Genomic DNA, 14,176 nt, shown 5'->3' on the forward strand with positions numbered 1-14,176 from the left:
GGTGGCTTCGTTTTTGTTTTAACCCCCCGGGGGGGCCCCGCCCGCCCGGCGGCCGCGGGGCCCCTCCGGCCCCGCGATGCGGGTCCGCATCGGGCCCGAGCGCCCGGGTGCTCTCAGGCCTGCGCCGAGATGATCTCGCGCATGAGGTCGGCCGTCTCGGTCGGGGTCTTGCCGACCTTCACGCCCGCGGCCTCGAGGGCCTCCTTCTTCGCCTGCGCGGTGCCGGCGGAGCCGGACACGATCGCGCCCGCGTGGCCCATGGTCTTGCCCTCGGGGGCCGTGAAGCCCGCGACGTAGCCGACCACCGGCTTGGACATGTTGCCCTTGATGTACGCGGCCGCACGCTCCTCGGCGTCGCCGCCGATCTCGCCGATCATCACCACGCCCACGGTGTCGGGGTCGTTCTCGAACGCCTCGAGTGCGTCGATGTGGGTGGTGCCGATGACCGGGTCGCCGCCGATGCCGATGCACGTGGTGAAGCCGAGGTCGGCCAGCTCGTACATCATCTGGTAGGTCAGCGTGCCCGACTTCGAGACCAGGCCCAGCTTGCCGGGACCGGTGATGTTCGCCGGGGTGATGCCCGCGTTGGACTTCCCGGGGCTGATCAGGCCCGGGCAGTTCGGGCCGATGATCCGGGTGGTGCCCTTGTCCTTCGCGTAGTTGAAGAACTCCGCGGAGTCCTTCACCGGGATGCCCTCGGTGATGACCACGAGCAGCGGCATCGCGGCGTCGATGGCCTCGATCGCGGCCGACTTGGCGAACTTCGGCGGCACGAAGACCACCGAGACGTTCGCGCCGGTGGCCTCCATGGCCTCCGCGACGGATCCGAAGACGGGGACCTCGTGGCCGCCCTCGAAGGACACGGTCTGACCGGCCTTGCGAGGGTTCACGCCGCCGACGACGTTCGTGCCGGAGTCGAGCATGCGCTGGGAGTGCTTCATGCCCTCCGAGCCCGTCATGCCCTGAACGATGACCTTGCTGTTCTCATCGAGGAAGATCGACATGACGGTCCCTCACTTTCCTGCGGCGAGCTCGGCGACCTTGGCCGCTCCGCCGTCCATGGTGTCGGCCTGGGTGACGAGCGGGTGCGCGAAGTCCGCGAGGATCTTCCGCCCCTCCTCGACGTTGTTGCCGTCGAGGCGGACCACGAGCGGCTTCGTCGCGGCGTCGCCCAGCTTCTGCAGGGCGCCGACGATGCCGTTGGCCACCGCGTCGCACGCGGTGATGCCGCCGAACACGTTGACGAAGACCGCGGAGACCTGCTGGTCGCCGAGGATGACGTCCAGACCGTTGGCCATGACCTCGGCGCTCGCGCCGCCGCCGATGTCCAGGAAGTTCGCGGGCTTCACGCCGTGCGACTCGCCCGCGTAGGCGACGACGTCCAGCGTCGACATGACCAGGCCCGCGCCGTTGCCGATGATGCCGACCTCGCCGTCGAGCTTGACGTAGTTGAGGTCGAGGGCCTTGGCCTTCGCCTCGAGCGGGTCCTCGGAGGCCGTGTCCACGAGGCCCGCGTGCTCCTCGTGGCGGAACTGCGCGTTGTCGTCGAGGGTGACCTTGCCGTCCAGGGCGACGATCTCGCCGGAGCCCGTCTGCACGAGCGGGTTCACCTCGACGAGGGTCGCGTCCTCGGCGCTGTAGACGTCCCAGAGCTTCTGCAGCACCGGGACGACCTTGGCGCCGGTCTCCGCGTCGAAGCCCGCGGCCTCGACGATCTCCTTCGCCTTCGCCTCGTCGATCCCGGTGTTGGGGTCGACGGCCACCCGCGCGAGCGCGTCGGGGCGCTCGACGGCCAGCTGCTCGATCTCCATGCCGCCCTCGACCGAGCACATGGCCAGGTAGTTGCGGTTGGCGCGATCCAGCAGCAGGGAGAAGTAGTACTCGGAGGCGATGTCCGCGCCGCCCGCGATCATCACGCGGTGCACGGTGTGGCCCTTGATGTCCATGCCGAGGATCTCGGAGGCCTTCTGCTCCGCCTCCTCGGGGGACTTCGCGATCTTCACGCCGCCGGCCTTGCCGCGGCCTCCGACCTTCACCTGGGCCTTGACGACCACGACCGGGGTGCCGATGGTCTCAGCGGCGGCCTTGGCGGCCTGTGGGTCCTCCGCGACGATTCCGGGCAGCACGGGGACGCCGTGCTTCTCGAAGAGATCGCGGGCCTGGTACTCGAACAGGTCCACGGATGTTCGTCCTTCCGTTGTCGTAGGCGGGCGGCGGGCCCTCGTCGGCCCTCGAACCGCCCCTCGAACATCTCCACCATATCGCCGCCGACGCCCGTCCCAGCACCGCACGACTAGGCTGTGACCGTGGCCCCACGATCCCGCAGTCTCACCCGCCGGATCCGCGACCAGATCGGCTTCAGCCTCGTCGCGGTCCTGGTGCTGTTCATGCTGCTGCGCGTGTTCGGCGTCCGCTCGAGCGTCGCGGGCCTCGTGCTCTCGATCGTGCTGACCCTCGCGCTGAACGTGGGCCTCTCCTACATCGGCGAGCAGCGTGCGCGCAGCGCCCGGCGGCGTGCGGGGGACGGTTCCCGTGACCCTCGCCGGTACGACCCCCGCGACGATCTCGACACCGGCGGGCGCGGCGGGGCCCGCGAGGGCCGGCGTCGGCCGACCGGCGGGGGCGACATCCGCTGGCGCGACGACGGCCGCTGAGGGAGGACCCATGAGCAGCTGGAAGACCTACGCGAAGGCGGCGCGCAACACCGCCCGTCGGCAGGCGCCCGACCTCGCCCGCCAGGCGCGCGACTCCACCCGCCGCGGCACGGAGCGGGCGGGCGCCTACGCGCGTGCGGCGTCGAAGGCGGCCGACGCGGGCACGCGGGAGTCCCGCGAGCACATGCGCGAGCGCGGCCGCCGCTACCGCCGTGACGCCGCCGTCTACACCGAGGCCACGCGGCGCCACCTCAAGCGCGCGCGGATCGGTCAGCGCCTGCTCTCGGCCCTGCGCGACGCGGTGATCATGGGCGCCTCGCTGGGCGTGATCTGGTTCGTGGTCACCCGCACCGGCGTGCAGATCCCCTTCACCGCGGTGCTCGCGATCGTGCTGGTGCTCATGGTGGTCCGCTTCGGCTGGGCGCTGTGGGTCGGGTTCGGGCTCGCGGACGACGAGGACGAGCTGGACGAGGACGAGGACGAGGCCCATCCGGACGAGAACGGGCGGTCCGACGAGCGCAGCTTCGACACGCGCCGCCCGGAGCACCGGGACCCCGAGCCAGTGCGCGAGCGCACCCGACGGCGATGAGCCCGCGGAACCGGCGATCGACGAGGCTCGCCGGCCTGCACGCGGAGGCGGATCCCCGTCGGCCCGCTGCCCTCCCCCTCCTCACGGCACTGCTGTGCCTCGCGCTCGTGATCGCGATCGTCGGCCTCGTGGAGCATCGGCGCGGCGCGACCACCGGCGACGGCGATCTGCTGGGCGGGTCGTCCGGCGGCCCCTCCGATCCCGCGGAGGGCGTGCCGACCGCGACCGCGCGCGTCCTGGACGGACCGTCGTCCGGGACCCGGATGAGCGACCGGCAGCGGATCACCGGGGACATCACCCCGAAGTCCGTGGTGGCCAGCGGCCACGGGCACGTGCTCGCCAACAACATGCTCTACAGCCATTCCGTCACGCTCTACGACGCGGCCGATCGCAGCCTCGCCGCGACCGTCCCGGACACCGTGGACATGTCCGCCCTCGGATTCCCCCAGTACCCGGGGACCAGCACGGGCGCACCGGTCGAGGCCGCCTGGACCGCCGACGGCCGCTATGCCTACGTCTCGCAGTACCAGATGACGGGCGAGGGGCACGGCGCCTCGGGCAACGACGACTGCCGCCACGGGGACGCGACCGGCGCGAGCGCACTACTGCGCCTGGACGTGGCGACCATGAGCTGGGACCAGGCGATCGAGGTGGGGCGGGTGCCGAAGTTCGTGGCCCTCTCCCCCGACGGGTCCCTCGCCCTGGTCTCCAACTGGTGCGACCGCACCGTCTCCGTCGTCGACCTCGAGACCGCCGAGGTCACCGCGGAGATACCCGTGGACTCCGCACCGCGCGGCATCGTGGTGCTCCCGGACAACGAGACCGCCTACGTCACCGCGATGTACGCCGACGAGCTGTTCCGTCTGGACATCCCCACCGGCACGAGCGAGCTCGTGCGCGAGACGGGGCGCAAGCCCCGCCACCTGGTCCTGTCCCCCGACGCCACCCGCATGTACCTCACGGAGGCGGGCTCGGACCGGCTCCTCGAGCTCGACACCGCGAGCGGCGAGGTGCTGCGCGAGGCGCCGACGGGACGCGAGCCCCGCTCGATGGACATCTCCCCGGACGGCACCGCGCTCTACGTCGTGAACTACTACGAGGACTCGGTCTCGAAGTTCGACGTCGACACCCTCACCGAGGTCGAGCGCGAGAGCGTGGGCCGCAACCCGGTGGGCGTCGCCTATGAGCCGACGACCGCGAGCGTCTGGGTCGCGAACTACGCGGGAAGCATCGACGTCTTCGACGACTCGGGGCAAAGGTGAGGGCGCCCCGCGCTCACAGCTTCGTCAGCGGGGCGTAGCGCAGCAGCAGGCGCTTGGTGCCGTGGGGCGCCTTGAACTGGACCTCGACCTGGGTCTTCTCGTCCTGTCCGGTGACCTCGCTGACGGTGCCCATGCCGAAGGTGTCGTGGGTGACGCGGTCGCCGACGACGAGGGAGGGCATGTCCGCCGCGGACCTCGCGCTGCGGCCGGAGCCGAACGACGGGCGCGTGACGTCCCGTCGGCCGCCGCCCGCACCGCCGCTGAAGGACGGTCCGCGCGAGGAGCCGCCGCGACCGCCTCCGTAGCCGCCTCCCCCGAAGCCTCCGCTCCCGTAGCCGCCGGATCCCGCGTACCCCATGCCCGAGAGCGAGGAGCCGGCGCGCGCGACGTCGAGCACCGCCTCGGGGATCTCGTCGAGGAAGCGGCTGCCGGGGAAGAACTGCGGGGCGCCCCAGGTCGCGCGCATCTGGGCGCGCGTGAGGTAGAGCTTCTCGCGGGCGCGGGTGATGCCCACGTACGCCAGGCGCCGCTCCTCCTCGAGCTGATCGGGGTCGGCGAGGGTGCGCTGGTGCGGGAAGGTGCCGTCCTCGAGCCCGGTGAGGAAGACGACCGGGAACTCGAGGCCCTTGGCGGTGTGCAGCGTCATCAGGGTGACGAACTGGTCCTCCTGCCCGGGGATCTGATCGGCGTCGGCCACCAGGGAGACCTTCTCGAGGAACTGGTCCAGCAGCGGCGCCTCGGGGTCGTCGGTCGCCGGCAGGGCCGAGCCGTCGGAGCCGTCGCCGGGCGCGTCGGAGGCGGTGCCGCCGCCCTCCGAGCCGTCGGCCGCCGCGCCGTCGCCCACCGTGCCGTCGACGGAGTCGTCCGCGTCGTCCTCGAACTCGCTCGCGGCGGCCGCGGCGGCCTCCATCTGGGCCTCGAACTCACTGGCCACGCCCACGAGCTCGGCGAGGTTCTCCAGGCGCGACTCGTCCTGCGGATCGTCGCTGTTCTGCAGCTCGGCGTAATAGCCCGAGCGCTGGAGGACCTGTTCGACGAGCTCCGCCGGACCGGTCCCGCTCGCATACAGCTCCCGCAGGTCGTCGAGCATCGAGACGAAGGTGCGCACCGAGTTCAGGGAGCGGGTGGCGATGCCGGGGGCCTCCTCGGCCCGGCGCAGGGCGTCGCCGAAGCTGATGCGGTCCTGCTCGGCGAGCAGGGCGATCGCGGCCTCGGCCCGGTCGCCGATGCCGCGCTTGGGGACGTTGAGGATGCGGCGCAGGTTGATCTCGTCGTCGGGGTTGGCGAGCACCTGCAGATAGGCGATCGCGTCCTTGATCTCGCGCCGCTCGTAGAAGCGGGTGCCGCCGACCACCTTGTAGGGCAGGCCCACGCGGATCAGCTGGTCCTCGAGGGCACGGGACTGCGCGTTGGCGCGGTAGAAGATCGCGATGTCGCTCGCGCGGCGGCCGCCGTCCACGAGGGCGTCGATCTGGCGGCCGATGTAGCGGGCCTCGGCCTGCTCGTCGTCGGCGACGTAGAGGGTGATCTGCTCGCCCTCGCCCTGGTCGGTCCACAGGTTCTTCTTGCGCCGGCCCTGGTTCTCCTCGATCACCGCGTTCGCGGCGCTCAGGACGTTCTGGGTGGAACGGTAGTTCTGCTCGAGCACGATCGTGCGTGCCGAGGGGAAGTCCTGCTCGAACTCGACGATGTTGCGGATGGTCGCCCCGCGGAAGGCGTAGATCGACTGGTCGGAGTCGCCCACCACGGTGAGGTCCGCGCGCGGGTCGTCCCCCACGAGCTCGCGCACCAGGGAGTACTGCGCATGGTTGGTGTCCTGGTACTCGTCCACGAGCACGTGGCGGAAGCGCCGACGGTAGGTCTCGCGCACGGCGGGGTTCTCGCGCAGCACCTCGACGGTGAGGCCGATGAGGTCGTCGAAGTCCACCGCGTTGGCCTGGCGCAGGCGCTCGGTGTAGGCGGTGAACACCTGGGCGATGGATTTCTCGAACGGGTTCTTCGCGCTCTCCGCCTGATCGGCATAGTCGATGGGGTCGACGAGCTCGTTCTTGAGCGAGCTGATCTTCGAGGCGATCCCGCGGGGCGGGTTCTTCTTCGTGTCCAGCCCGAAGTCCTTGGCGATGTTCGTGATCAGCCGCAGCGAATCCGCCGAGTCGTAGATCGTGAAGGAGCTCTTGAGCCCGGCGGCCGCATGCTCGCGGCGCAGGATCCTCACGCAGGCGGAGTGGAAGGTCGAGACCCACATGCCGCGGCCGGCGGGGCCGACGAGCTCCTCGACCCTCTCCCGCATCTCGGCGGCGGCCTTGTTCGTGAAGGTGATCGCGAGGATCTCGCCGGGCAGCGCCTCTCCCGTGCGCAGCAGATGGGCGATCCGGCGCGTGAGCACGCGGGTCTTGCCCGAGCCGGCGCCCGCGACGATCAGCAGCGGACTGCCGCGGTGCTCGACGGCCTCGCGCTGGGGAGGGTTGAGGCCCTCGACGAGATCGGAGACATCGGGGAGGGGGCCGCGCGGAGCGGCCGACGGCGCCGCGGGCTCGGCGGCGGCGGGGACCCAGGGCCCGTCGGGCTCGCCCTCGTCCTCGGGCGGCGGGGCGTCGTCCTCCGGGGGCGGGGGCAGCTCCTCGTCCGACGGCGGGGCGTCGGGCGCGTCGGGGTCCACCCGCACCCCGCTCAGGCGGCGGAAGGACTCGGGCAGGGACATGTCGTCGAACAGAGAGCTCATGGCCCGACCAGGATAGGCGGGCCGGCCGACATCCCGCGCACCGCGGGCCGTTGCTGTGGACGACCTCGCGCCCTCCCCGCATGGGAGAATCCCGGGCATGGCGCCCGATGACCCCGCTGACCACCCCGGGGACCCGTCGACCCCGCCTCCTCCGCCCTCGGGCGCGTCCTCCACGTCGGCGTCGGCCGGGGCCGACGGCCTGCTCGCGAGCCTGCTGGGCCTCACGCGCTCCGATCGTCCCTCCCCGGTCCGCCTGGTGCTCGCCGCGTGCTCGCTCGCGCTGCTGGTGGTGCTGCTCGTCTGGCTGCTGCCGCGCGCCCTGCACCTCGACCCGGCGCAGATCCTCGATGCGCTCGCCGCAGTGCCGACGCCCGTGCTCCTCGCTGCGCTCGTGCTCGGCGTGCTCGCGGTGCTCCTCGAGGCCCTCGGGGCGCGCGCGGCGCTGCCCGGTGCGCCGGTCGGCGCGGTGGTGAGCGCGCAGGCGGCCGCCGGGGCCACCGCGCTCGCGGTGCCGGGCGGATCCCTGCTGGGGATCGCGCTCACGGGCGCGGTGCTGCGCCGGCGCGGCACGCCGATGCGCACGATCGTCACGGGGATCGCCGCGTTCTCCGCGGCGGACCTCCTGCTGGGCGGCATCGTCATCCCGCTCGCGGCGCTCGCCTCCTACGCCGCGCTGGGCGTGCGCCACGACCTCCCGGGCACGCTCGGGGCAACGATCGTCGCGGCTCTGGGCGTCGTGCTCACCGTGACCGTGCTCGCGGTCCTCGCACATCGGCCGACGACCGTGCGGATCCTCGACGCCCTCGCCCCGACGATCCGCACCGTGCTCGCGCTCGCGGGGCGCGGCGGGGACGCGCAGGATGAGGCGCAGGCGACGGCCGAGGAGCACCCTGCCGCGCTCGCGCTGGAGGCGCGGGACCGCATCGCGCGGATCCTGCGGCGGCGCTGGGCGGGGATCCTCGTCCCGATGCTCGCGGCGCGCGCGGCGCAGTGCGCCGTGCTGTGGATCGCTGCCGACGCCCTCACGAGCGGGATCGGCCCACTCCCGCTGCTCGGGGTCTTCCTCATCGGTCGGGCCCTCTCGCTCGTGCCCGTCACGCCCGGCGGGGGCGGCGTCACGGAGACGGCCGTCGCCCTGCTGCTCACTGCGCTCGGCGCCGCGCCCGCGGCATCCGGCGCGATCGCCCTCGTGCTCGGGGGCGCGACCTGGGCCGTCCCCCTCGTCCTCGGCGGTGCGCTCGGTGCCCGGGAGCTCGTGCGCCGACGCGGATGAGCGCACAGCACGACGGCCCACGATCCTTGCGGATCGCGGGCCGTCGTGACTGGCACGCCACTGGTGGGGCGTCGGCTCAGAGGTCAGCGGGCCTCTTCACCCGTGCTCTCGGTCAGGAGCCTCTCGACCTCTTCGCGCCGGTAGCGGCGGTGGCCGCCGAGCGTGCGCAGAGGTGAGAGCTTGCCCGACTGCGCCCAACGCGTCACCGTCTTCGGGTCGACCCGGAAGAGCCGGGCGACCTCAGCGGGGGTGAGAAGTGCCGTGTAGGACGACGAGCTCTCCATCGAGTGCTGTTCAATCGTTGCAGCCATTGGGGGGGTCCCCTTTCTCTGGGTGTGTGGGGCCAAGGTTGCGCTTCCATCTTAGCGACTCGGACAGAGCCGACGACACGGACGAAAGTTCCAATACCGACTGGAAACTTTCGCGCTCCAGCGCCGGGCAGGGCCACGACCGGCACCAAAGGACGAAATTCGGACATTCATCCGGCTTTCTCACGTGCCATCCGCTATGCGCCGCTCGCGCCCGCGACAGGACGCGCGCGGGCAGGCCGCAGGCCGATCGCTCACCGCCGTGAGGATCCGGACACGTCCGCGCCCCGGAGGGCGGCGTCGACGGCGTCCGGCCGACCGCCATCCCCCGCCCCACCAGCGCCCGGATCGGGGCCCGCCGCACGCTCGCGCGCCGGGTTCGGCGTTGCTCACACCTGCCCCGCCGGCTGGCTGGTGCACATGGTTCCGATGTAGGATCAGGTTCCGAAACATTGCCATCGTCCGGGCTCGCGCGCCCGCCAGCCGACGCACAGGGGGTCAGATCCATGGGTCGTGGCCGACAGAAAGCCAAGCAGACCAAGGTGGCACGGGACCTCAAGTACTACAGCCCGCCGACGGACCTCTCCGCCCTCCAGCGCGAGCTCCAGTCCCATCGTTCGGCCGACACCGAGTACGAGGCGCCCGAGAGCGACACCGACGACGCCGATTGGGCGGAGGACGGACCGGCCTCCACGGCCTCCCGCCGCCGCTGAGCCCCGCTCGGCAGATGCATACCCTGTGAAGAGGGCGACCCCGATGGGGTCGCCCTCTTCACGTGCACGGGAGTTCGTCCGCTCGGGATCGGTCGTTCAGGCGGATCGACCGCTCAGGACCAGCCCTCGTGCATGCCGGTCAGCAGCACGCCTCCCCCGTCGACGCCCTTCGCGCCGGAGACGAGGACGTCCTGGCCCGTCGGCCGCGGAGCCTCCTCGCCCGCGACGACCTCCCCGATCACGCGGGAGGGCAGACCCCGGGACTCGAGGAGGCCGATGGCGGCGTCGGCCTTCTCGGGCGCGACGGCCGCGACCATGCCGATGCCCATGTTCAGCGTGGCCTCGAGATCGTGCAGGGGAACTCCGCCCCAGGTGCTCACGCGCTCGAAGATCGCTGCGGGCCGCCAGGCTCCGCGGTCCACGACGGCGGTCATGCCCTCGGGCAGCACGCGCGCGAGGTTCGCGGCGAGCCCGCCGCCGGTGACGTGGCTGAGCGCGTGCACACCCGCGCCGGCCGCGTCGTCGAGGAGCGCCAGCAGGTCCCCGGTGTAGATGCGGGTGGGCTCGAGCAGCTCCGCGCCGAGCGTGCGGCCGAGCTCGGGGATCTCGGCGTCGAGTCCCAGCCCCGCGGCCTCGATGACCGCGCGCACGAGCGAGTAGCCGTTGGAGTGCAGGCCCGAGGAGTCCATGCCGATGATCCGGTCGCCGAGGCGCACGCGGTGCGCACCGAGCATCGCCGACGCCTCGACGACGCCCACGGCGGCACCCGCCACGTCGTAGTCCTCGGGAGCCATCAGGCCGGGGTGCTCGGCGGTCTCCCCGCCCACGAGCGCGCAGCCGGCCAGGCGGCAGCCCTCGGCGATGCCGCGGACGATGTCGGCGATCCGCTCGGGCACGACCTTCCCGCAGGCGATGTAGTCGGTCATGGCCAGGGGCCTCGCCCCGACCACGACGATGTCGTCGACGACCATGCCCACGAGGTCCTGGCCGATGGTGTCGTGCACGTCGAGGGCCCTGGCGATCGCGATCTTCGTGCCCACGCCGTCGGTGGACGACGCGAGCAGCGGACGCTCGTAGGCCTTGAGGGCGCTGACGTCGACGAGACCGGCGAAGGCGCCCACGCCTCCGAGGACCTCGGAGCCGTGGGTCGCGGAGACGGCGGCCTTCATGAGCTCGACGGCCTTGTCCCCCGCGGCGGTGTCGACGCCCGCCTCGGCGTAGGTGAGCGCGGGGGTTTCGGGAGTGGTCGTCATGCGGATGCGGTCTCCTGGGAGGTGGCGGCCGGGACGGGTCGATCGGCCGGGGTGGTGGCTGCGTGGGGCGCAGGGGCTGCGGATGCGGGGACGGGCGTCGGGGCGGGAGCGGCCGACGAGCCCGCTCGCCCGCCGCGCTGCTCGCTGCGGCGCGCCTCGAGCACGCTCTTGCCGAGCGCCGAGGGGTCGGGGAGCGGCACCGGGTACTGGCCGCTGAAGCACGCGGTGCACAGGGCCGATCGGGGCTGCTCGGTCGCGGCGATCATGCCGTCCTCGGAGATGAAGCCGAGGGAGTCGGCGCCCAGGGAGCGGGCGATCTCGGGGACGTCGAGCCCGTTGGCGACGAGCTCGGCGCGGGTCGCGAAGTCGATCCCGTAGTAGCAGGGCCACTGCACGGGCGGCGAGGAGATGCGCACGTGCACCTCGGCCGCACCGGCCTCCCGCAGCATCCGCACGACCTGGCGCTGGGTGTTGCCGCGCACGATCGAGTCGTCGATCACCACCAGGCGCTTGCCGGCGATGACCTCCTTCAGCGGGTTGAGCTTGAGGCGGATGCCGAGCTGGCGGATGGTCTGGCTGGGCTGGATGAAGGTGCGGCCGACGTACGAGTTCTTCACCATCCCCTGCCCGTAGGGGATGCCGGACTCCTGGGCGTACCCGATCGCGGCCGGTGTGCCCGACTCCGGGGTGGGGATCACGAGGTCCGCCTCGACCGGATGCTCGCGGGCGAGCCGGCGCCCCATCTCCACGCGCGAGGCGTTGACGCTGCGGCCCGCGATCTCGGTGTCGGGGCGCGCGAGGTAGACGTACTCGAAGACGCAGCCCTTGGGGTGGGGCTCGAGCACCTGCTCGGTGCGCAGGCCCTGCGCGTCGATGGTGATCATCTCGCCGGGGGCGACCTCCCGCACGAAACTCGCCCCGCAGATGTCCAGGGCGGCGGTCTCGGAGGCCACCACCCAGCCGCGCTCGAGACGGCCCAGCACCAGCGGCCGGATGCCCTGCGGGTCGCGCGCCGCGTACAGCGTGGTCTCGTCCATGAGGGTGAAGCAGTAGGCGCCGCGCAGGTGCGGCATCAGGTCCCTCAGCGCCTCGCCGAGCGGGGCGTCGGTGTCCAGCAGGGCCGTGACCAGCGCCGTGTCGGTCGTGTTGCCGCGCGAGATCTCGCCCTTGCCCGGCCCGGCGTCCCCGTGGCGCTCGCGGAGCATCTCCACGAGCTCACCGGTGTTCACGAGGTTGCCGTTGTGGGCGAGGGCTACGGTGCCGTCGGGCCGCGGGCCGAGGGTGGGCTGGGCGTTGGACCAGATCGAGCCGCCGGTCGTCGAGTAGCGGGCGTGCCCGATGGCGATGTGCCCGGTCAGCGAGCTCAGCGCGGACTCGTCGAAGACCTGGGAGACCAGGCCCATGTCCTTGTAGACGAGGATCTGCTCCCCGTCGCTCGCAGCGATGCCCGCGGCCTCCTGCCCTCGGTGCTGCAGGGCGTAGAGACCGTAGTAGGTCAGTTTGGCGACCTCCTCGCCGGGGGCGAAGACGCCGAAGACGCCGCAGGAGTCCTGGGGCCCCTTCTCACCGGGGAGCAGATCGTGCGAGAGCATTCCGTCGCCGCGTGCCACGGGCCCATCATCGCATATGCGTCGGGCCCGACCGTCGGCCGTCCGGGAGCGTCCACCGGGCCGCTCCCCCGCCCGCTCAGCGGGGCCGACGACGCTCCGAGCGGTGGGCCACGGCGTCGACGATCGCGGCGATGAGCGCGAGCGGGAGGCCCACGAACACACCGCCGGTGACGGCGAAGTAGAGGATGCCGCCGACGTCGCTCACACCGGTGACGAACGCGGTGACCGCGCCGGCCACGAGGCCCACGAGGATCCCGAGGGTCACCCAGAAGGCCAGCGTGGGCACGCGGCGCCGCCGCACGTAGACGGCCGTGGTCTCGGGCGCTCGCGCTGGATCTGGCGCCGGCGCGGGCTCCGTCGCCGACGTGGGGGCGTCCTCGGACGACGGGTGCTGGGGCATGGTCGGCTCGGGGGCGGGCGCCGGCTCGTCGTGGTGCTCGGGCGAGGACTCGGGCTCGCGGCGGCGCTCGGGGGCGGAGTCGGGCGTGGGCTGGGAGGTCACAGTTCTCCTGCGGCGTCGACCGCGGCCTGGACGACCGCGGGATCGGTGATGGTGCGTCCGTCGTCCGCGGGGCGGCGGGCGGAGAGGTGGATGTCGGGCACTGCGGCCCGGGAGGCGAGCTCGGGGATGTCGATCGGGCGGATGCCCGCGCCGGCGCACACGTCCAGGAGCCCGTCGGCCGCTCGGACCATCCGGGCCAGGCACGCCGTGCCCTGCGGGGCGCTCGCGGCCCCTCCGGAGCTCAGCACGCGGTGGAAGCCGAGCCCCAGGAGCGTGAGCACCGCCTCTTCGCGCGCGTCGTCGTCCACGAGGGCGTCGACGGCGCGATGGCAGGTGAGGACCACGCCGCGCAGCGCCTGGGACCCCGCGCGCAGGGCGCCGTCCCGCAGGGCCTCGAGGGCGGGGACGTCGAGCGTGCGCTGCGGTGTGAGGGCGCCGAGGACGACGCCGTCCGCGCCGGCGGCGACAGCGTCCGCGGCCTGCCGGGCCATTCGCGCGGTCTCGTCCTGGTCGAAGACGAACTCGTCGGGAGCCGTGCGCAGGTCGCCCTCGCCGGCCCGGCAGCGCACCAGCACGTGCACGCCGAAGTGGGGCTTGGCGTCGCGCGCCTCGCGCAGCCGTGCGGCCTCGGCGACGCAGGCCTCCACGAGGGAGAGGTCCGGGGTGAGGCCTCCGCGCGAGAGGTCCTCGCAGAGCTCCACGCGGTCCGCGCCGGCGAGCGCGGCGGTCCGCAGACCCTCGAGGTCCTGGACGGCGATCTCGACGGCGAGGCTCATCGTTCCTCCTCCGTCCGCGCGTCGTCCGTCCGCCCCTCGGCCATCGGGCCTCGGTCCGACGTCCCGTCGGCCGATCCGCTGTCCGGCGTCCCTGCGGGCTCGGCCGCTGCGTGCGCCTCCCGTGCGCGGCGCGCGACACGGCGCGGGCCGGGCAGCGGCAGCAGATCGGTGAGGTCCGAGCGTTCGCCGCTCGCGCTCACGCTCCCGCTCGCCAGTGCTTCCTCCCAGGCGAGGTCGCCGACGGCGAGGGACAGCCAGGTCGCGGCGTCGGTCTCGACGATCGCCGGGGGCGTGCCGCGGGTATGGCGCACCCCGGCGATCGCCTGGACGGCGCCGAAGGGCGGGACGCGCAGCTCCACAGAGTTGCCGGGCTGCTCCTCGGCGACCAGCTCGAGGGTGTGGCGCACGGCGGGCGCGAGGGTCGTCCGGGTCGCGGCGCCGGGGTCGAGGGCCCACGCGGCCAGGGCGCGGTCGCCGGCCGCGGGATCGGTGCGTCGGCGGATCGTCATGGGCG

The 14,176-nt window shown here is 72.9% G+C and carries 14 protein-coding genes; 5 read left to right on the forward strand and 9 right to left on the reverse strand.

The window, feature by feature from the left end; genetic code table 11:
* Window positions 1-113: 113 nt before the first annotated feature.
* Together sucD and sucC are read right to left on the reverse strand one after the other, a co-directional pair.
* Window positions 114-1,004 carry a succinate--CoA ligase subunit alpha gene (sucD, locus tag ACFQ53_RS15775; protein ID WP_377861321.1) on the reverse strand — a complete coding sequence of 297 codons (891 nt, stop codon included), beginning with the start codon at window positions 1,002-1,004 and terminating at the stop codon, window positions 114-116.
* Window positions 1,005-1,013: 9 nt separating this feature from the next.
* Complete coding sequence (gene sucC, locus ACFQ53_RS15780; protein ID WP_249478901.1) at window positions 1,014-2,180, reverse strand: ADP-forming succinate--CoA ligase subunit beta; 1,167 nt, start codon at window positions 2,178-2,180, stop codon at window positions 1,014-1,016.
* A 126-nt stretch (window positions 2,181-2,306) separates the two neighbouring features.
* On the opposite strand from sucC, the gene ACFQ53_RS15785 reads away from it, so the two are divergent.
* The 3 genes from ACFQ53_RS15785 to ACFQ53_RS15795 are packed head-to-tail and all read left to right on the forward strand — an operon-like array spanning window position 2,307 to window position 4,505.
* On the forward strand, window positions 2,307-2,654 hold the full coding sequence (locus tag ACFQ53_RS15785; RefSeq protein ID WP_377861324.1) for a hypothetical protein: 348 nt from the start codon (window positions 2,307-2,309) through the stop codon (window positions 2,652-2,654).
* A 10-nt stretch (window positions 2,655-2,664) separates the two neighbouring features.
* Window positions 2,665-3,243 (forward strand): hypothetical protein, encoded by a 579-nt coding sequence (locus ACFQ53_RS15790; RefSeq protein WP_377861326.1) that lies wholly within the window; start codon window positions 2,665-2,667, stop codon window positions 3,241-3,243.
* The gene (locus tag ACFQ53_RS15795; protein WP_377861329.1) at window positions 3,240-4,505 is read left to right on the forward strand and encodes a YncE family protein; all 1,266 of its coding nucleotides are present in this window, start codon (window positions 3,240-3,242) and stop codon (window positions 4,503-4,505) included. Before ACFQ53_RS15790 ends, ACFQ53_RS15795 begins: the two co-directional genes overlap by 4 nt.
* A 13-nt stretch (window positions 4,506-4,518) precedes the next feature.
* Here the strand turns inward: ACFQ53_RS15795 and ACFQ53_RS15800 are convergent, their stop codons facing one another.
* A complete protein-coding gene (locus tag ACFQ53_RS15800; RefSeq protein ID WP_377861332.1) occupies window positions 4,519-7,227 on the reverse strand; it encodes a UvrD-helicase domain-containing protein in 2,709 nt (902 codons plus the stop codon).
* A 97-nt stretch (window positions 7,228-7,324) separates the two neighbouring features.
* Between ACFQ53_RS15800 and ACFQ53_RS15805 the strand changes: the two genes are divergently transcribed.
* Window positions 7,325-8,500 (forward strand): lysylphosphatidylglycerol synthase domain-containing protein, encoded by a 1,176-nt coding sequence (locus ACFQ53_RS15805; protein ID WP_377861334.1) that lies wholly within the window; start codon window positions 7,325-7,327, stop codon window positions 8,498-8,500.
* Between the two features lie 83 nt (window positions 8,501-8,583).
* Here the strand turns inward: ACFQ53_RS15805 and ACFQ53_RS15810 are convergent, their stop codons facing one another.
* On the reverse strand, window positions 8,584-8,784 hold the full coding sequence (locus tag ACFQ53_RS15810) for a BldC family transcriptional regulator (RefSeq protein WP_152352009.1): 201 nt from the start codon (window positions 8,782-8,784) through the stop codon (window positions 8,584-8,586).
* A 530-nt stretch (window positions 8,785-9,314) separates the two neighbouring features.
* Here ACFQ53_RS15810 and ACFQ53_RS15815 point away from each other — a divergent pair.
* Entirely contained in the window at window positions 9,315-9,521 is a 207-nt protein-coding gene (locus ACFQ53_RS15815) for a DUF3073 domain-containing protein (protein WP_152351705.1), read from the forward strand.
* Window positions 9,522-9,634: 113 nt separating this feature from the next.
* Here the strand turns inward: ACFQ53_RS15815 and purM are convergent, their stop codons facing one another.
* From purM to ACFQ53_RS15840, 5 genes are all read right to left on the reverse strand, one after another.
* Window positions 9,635-10,774, reverse strand: a complete 1,140-nt coding sequence (purM, locus tag ACFQ53_RS15820; protein ID WP_377861339.1) for a phosphoribosylformylglycinamidine cyclo-ligase — start codon at window positions 10,772-10,774, stop codon at window positions 9,635-9,637.
* Entirely contained in the window at window positions 10,771-12,384 is a 1,614-nt protein-coding gene (gene purF / locus ACFQ53_RS15825; protein ID WP_377861342.1) for an amidophosphoribosyltransferase, read from the reverse strand. The genes purM and purF overlap by 4 nt, the downstream gene beginning before the upstream one ends.
* Before the next feature lie 76 nt (window positions 12,385-12,460).
* On the reverse strand, window positions 12,461-12,886 hold the full coding sequence (locus tag ACFQ53_RS15830; RefSeq protein WP_377861345.1) for a hypothetical protein: 426 nt from the start codon (window positions 12,884-12,886) through the stop codon (window positions 12,461-12,463).
* Window positions 12,883-13,662, reverse strand: coding sequence for a copper homeostasis protein CutC (locus tag ACFQ53_RS15835; RefSeq protein WP_377861346.1), 780 nt, complete (start codon window positions 13,660-13,662; stop codon window positions 12,883-12,885). Before ACFQ53_RS15835 ends, ACFQ53_RS15830 begins: the two co-directional genes overlap by 4 nt.
* Window positions 13,659-14,171: a sterol carrier family protein gene (locus tag ACFQ53_RS15840; RefSeq protein ID WP_377861349.1), complete on the reverse strand. Its 513-nt coding sequence runs from the start codon at window positions 14,169-14,171 to the stop codon at window positions 13,659-13,661. The genes ACFQ53_RS15835 and ACFQ53_RS15840 overlap by 4 nt, the downstream gene beginning before the upstream one ends.
* Window positions 14,172-14,176 lie beyond the last annotated feature (5 nt).

It is taken from the genome of Brachybacterium sp. NPDC056505 (assembly GCF_042794925.1).
Taxonomy (GTDB): domain Bacteria; phylum Actinomycetota; class Actinomycetes; order Actinomycetales; family Dermabacteraceae; genus Brachybacterium; species Brachybacterium kimchii.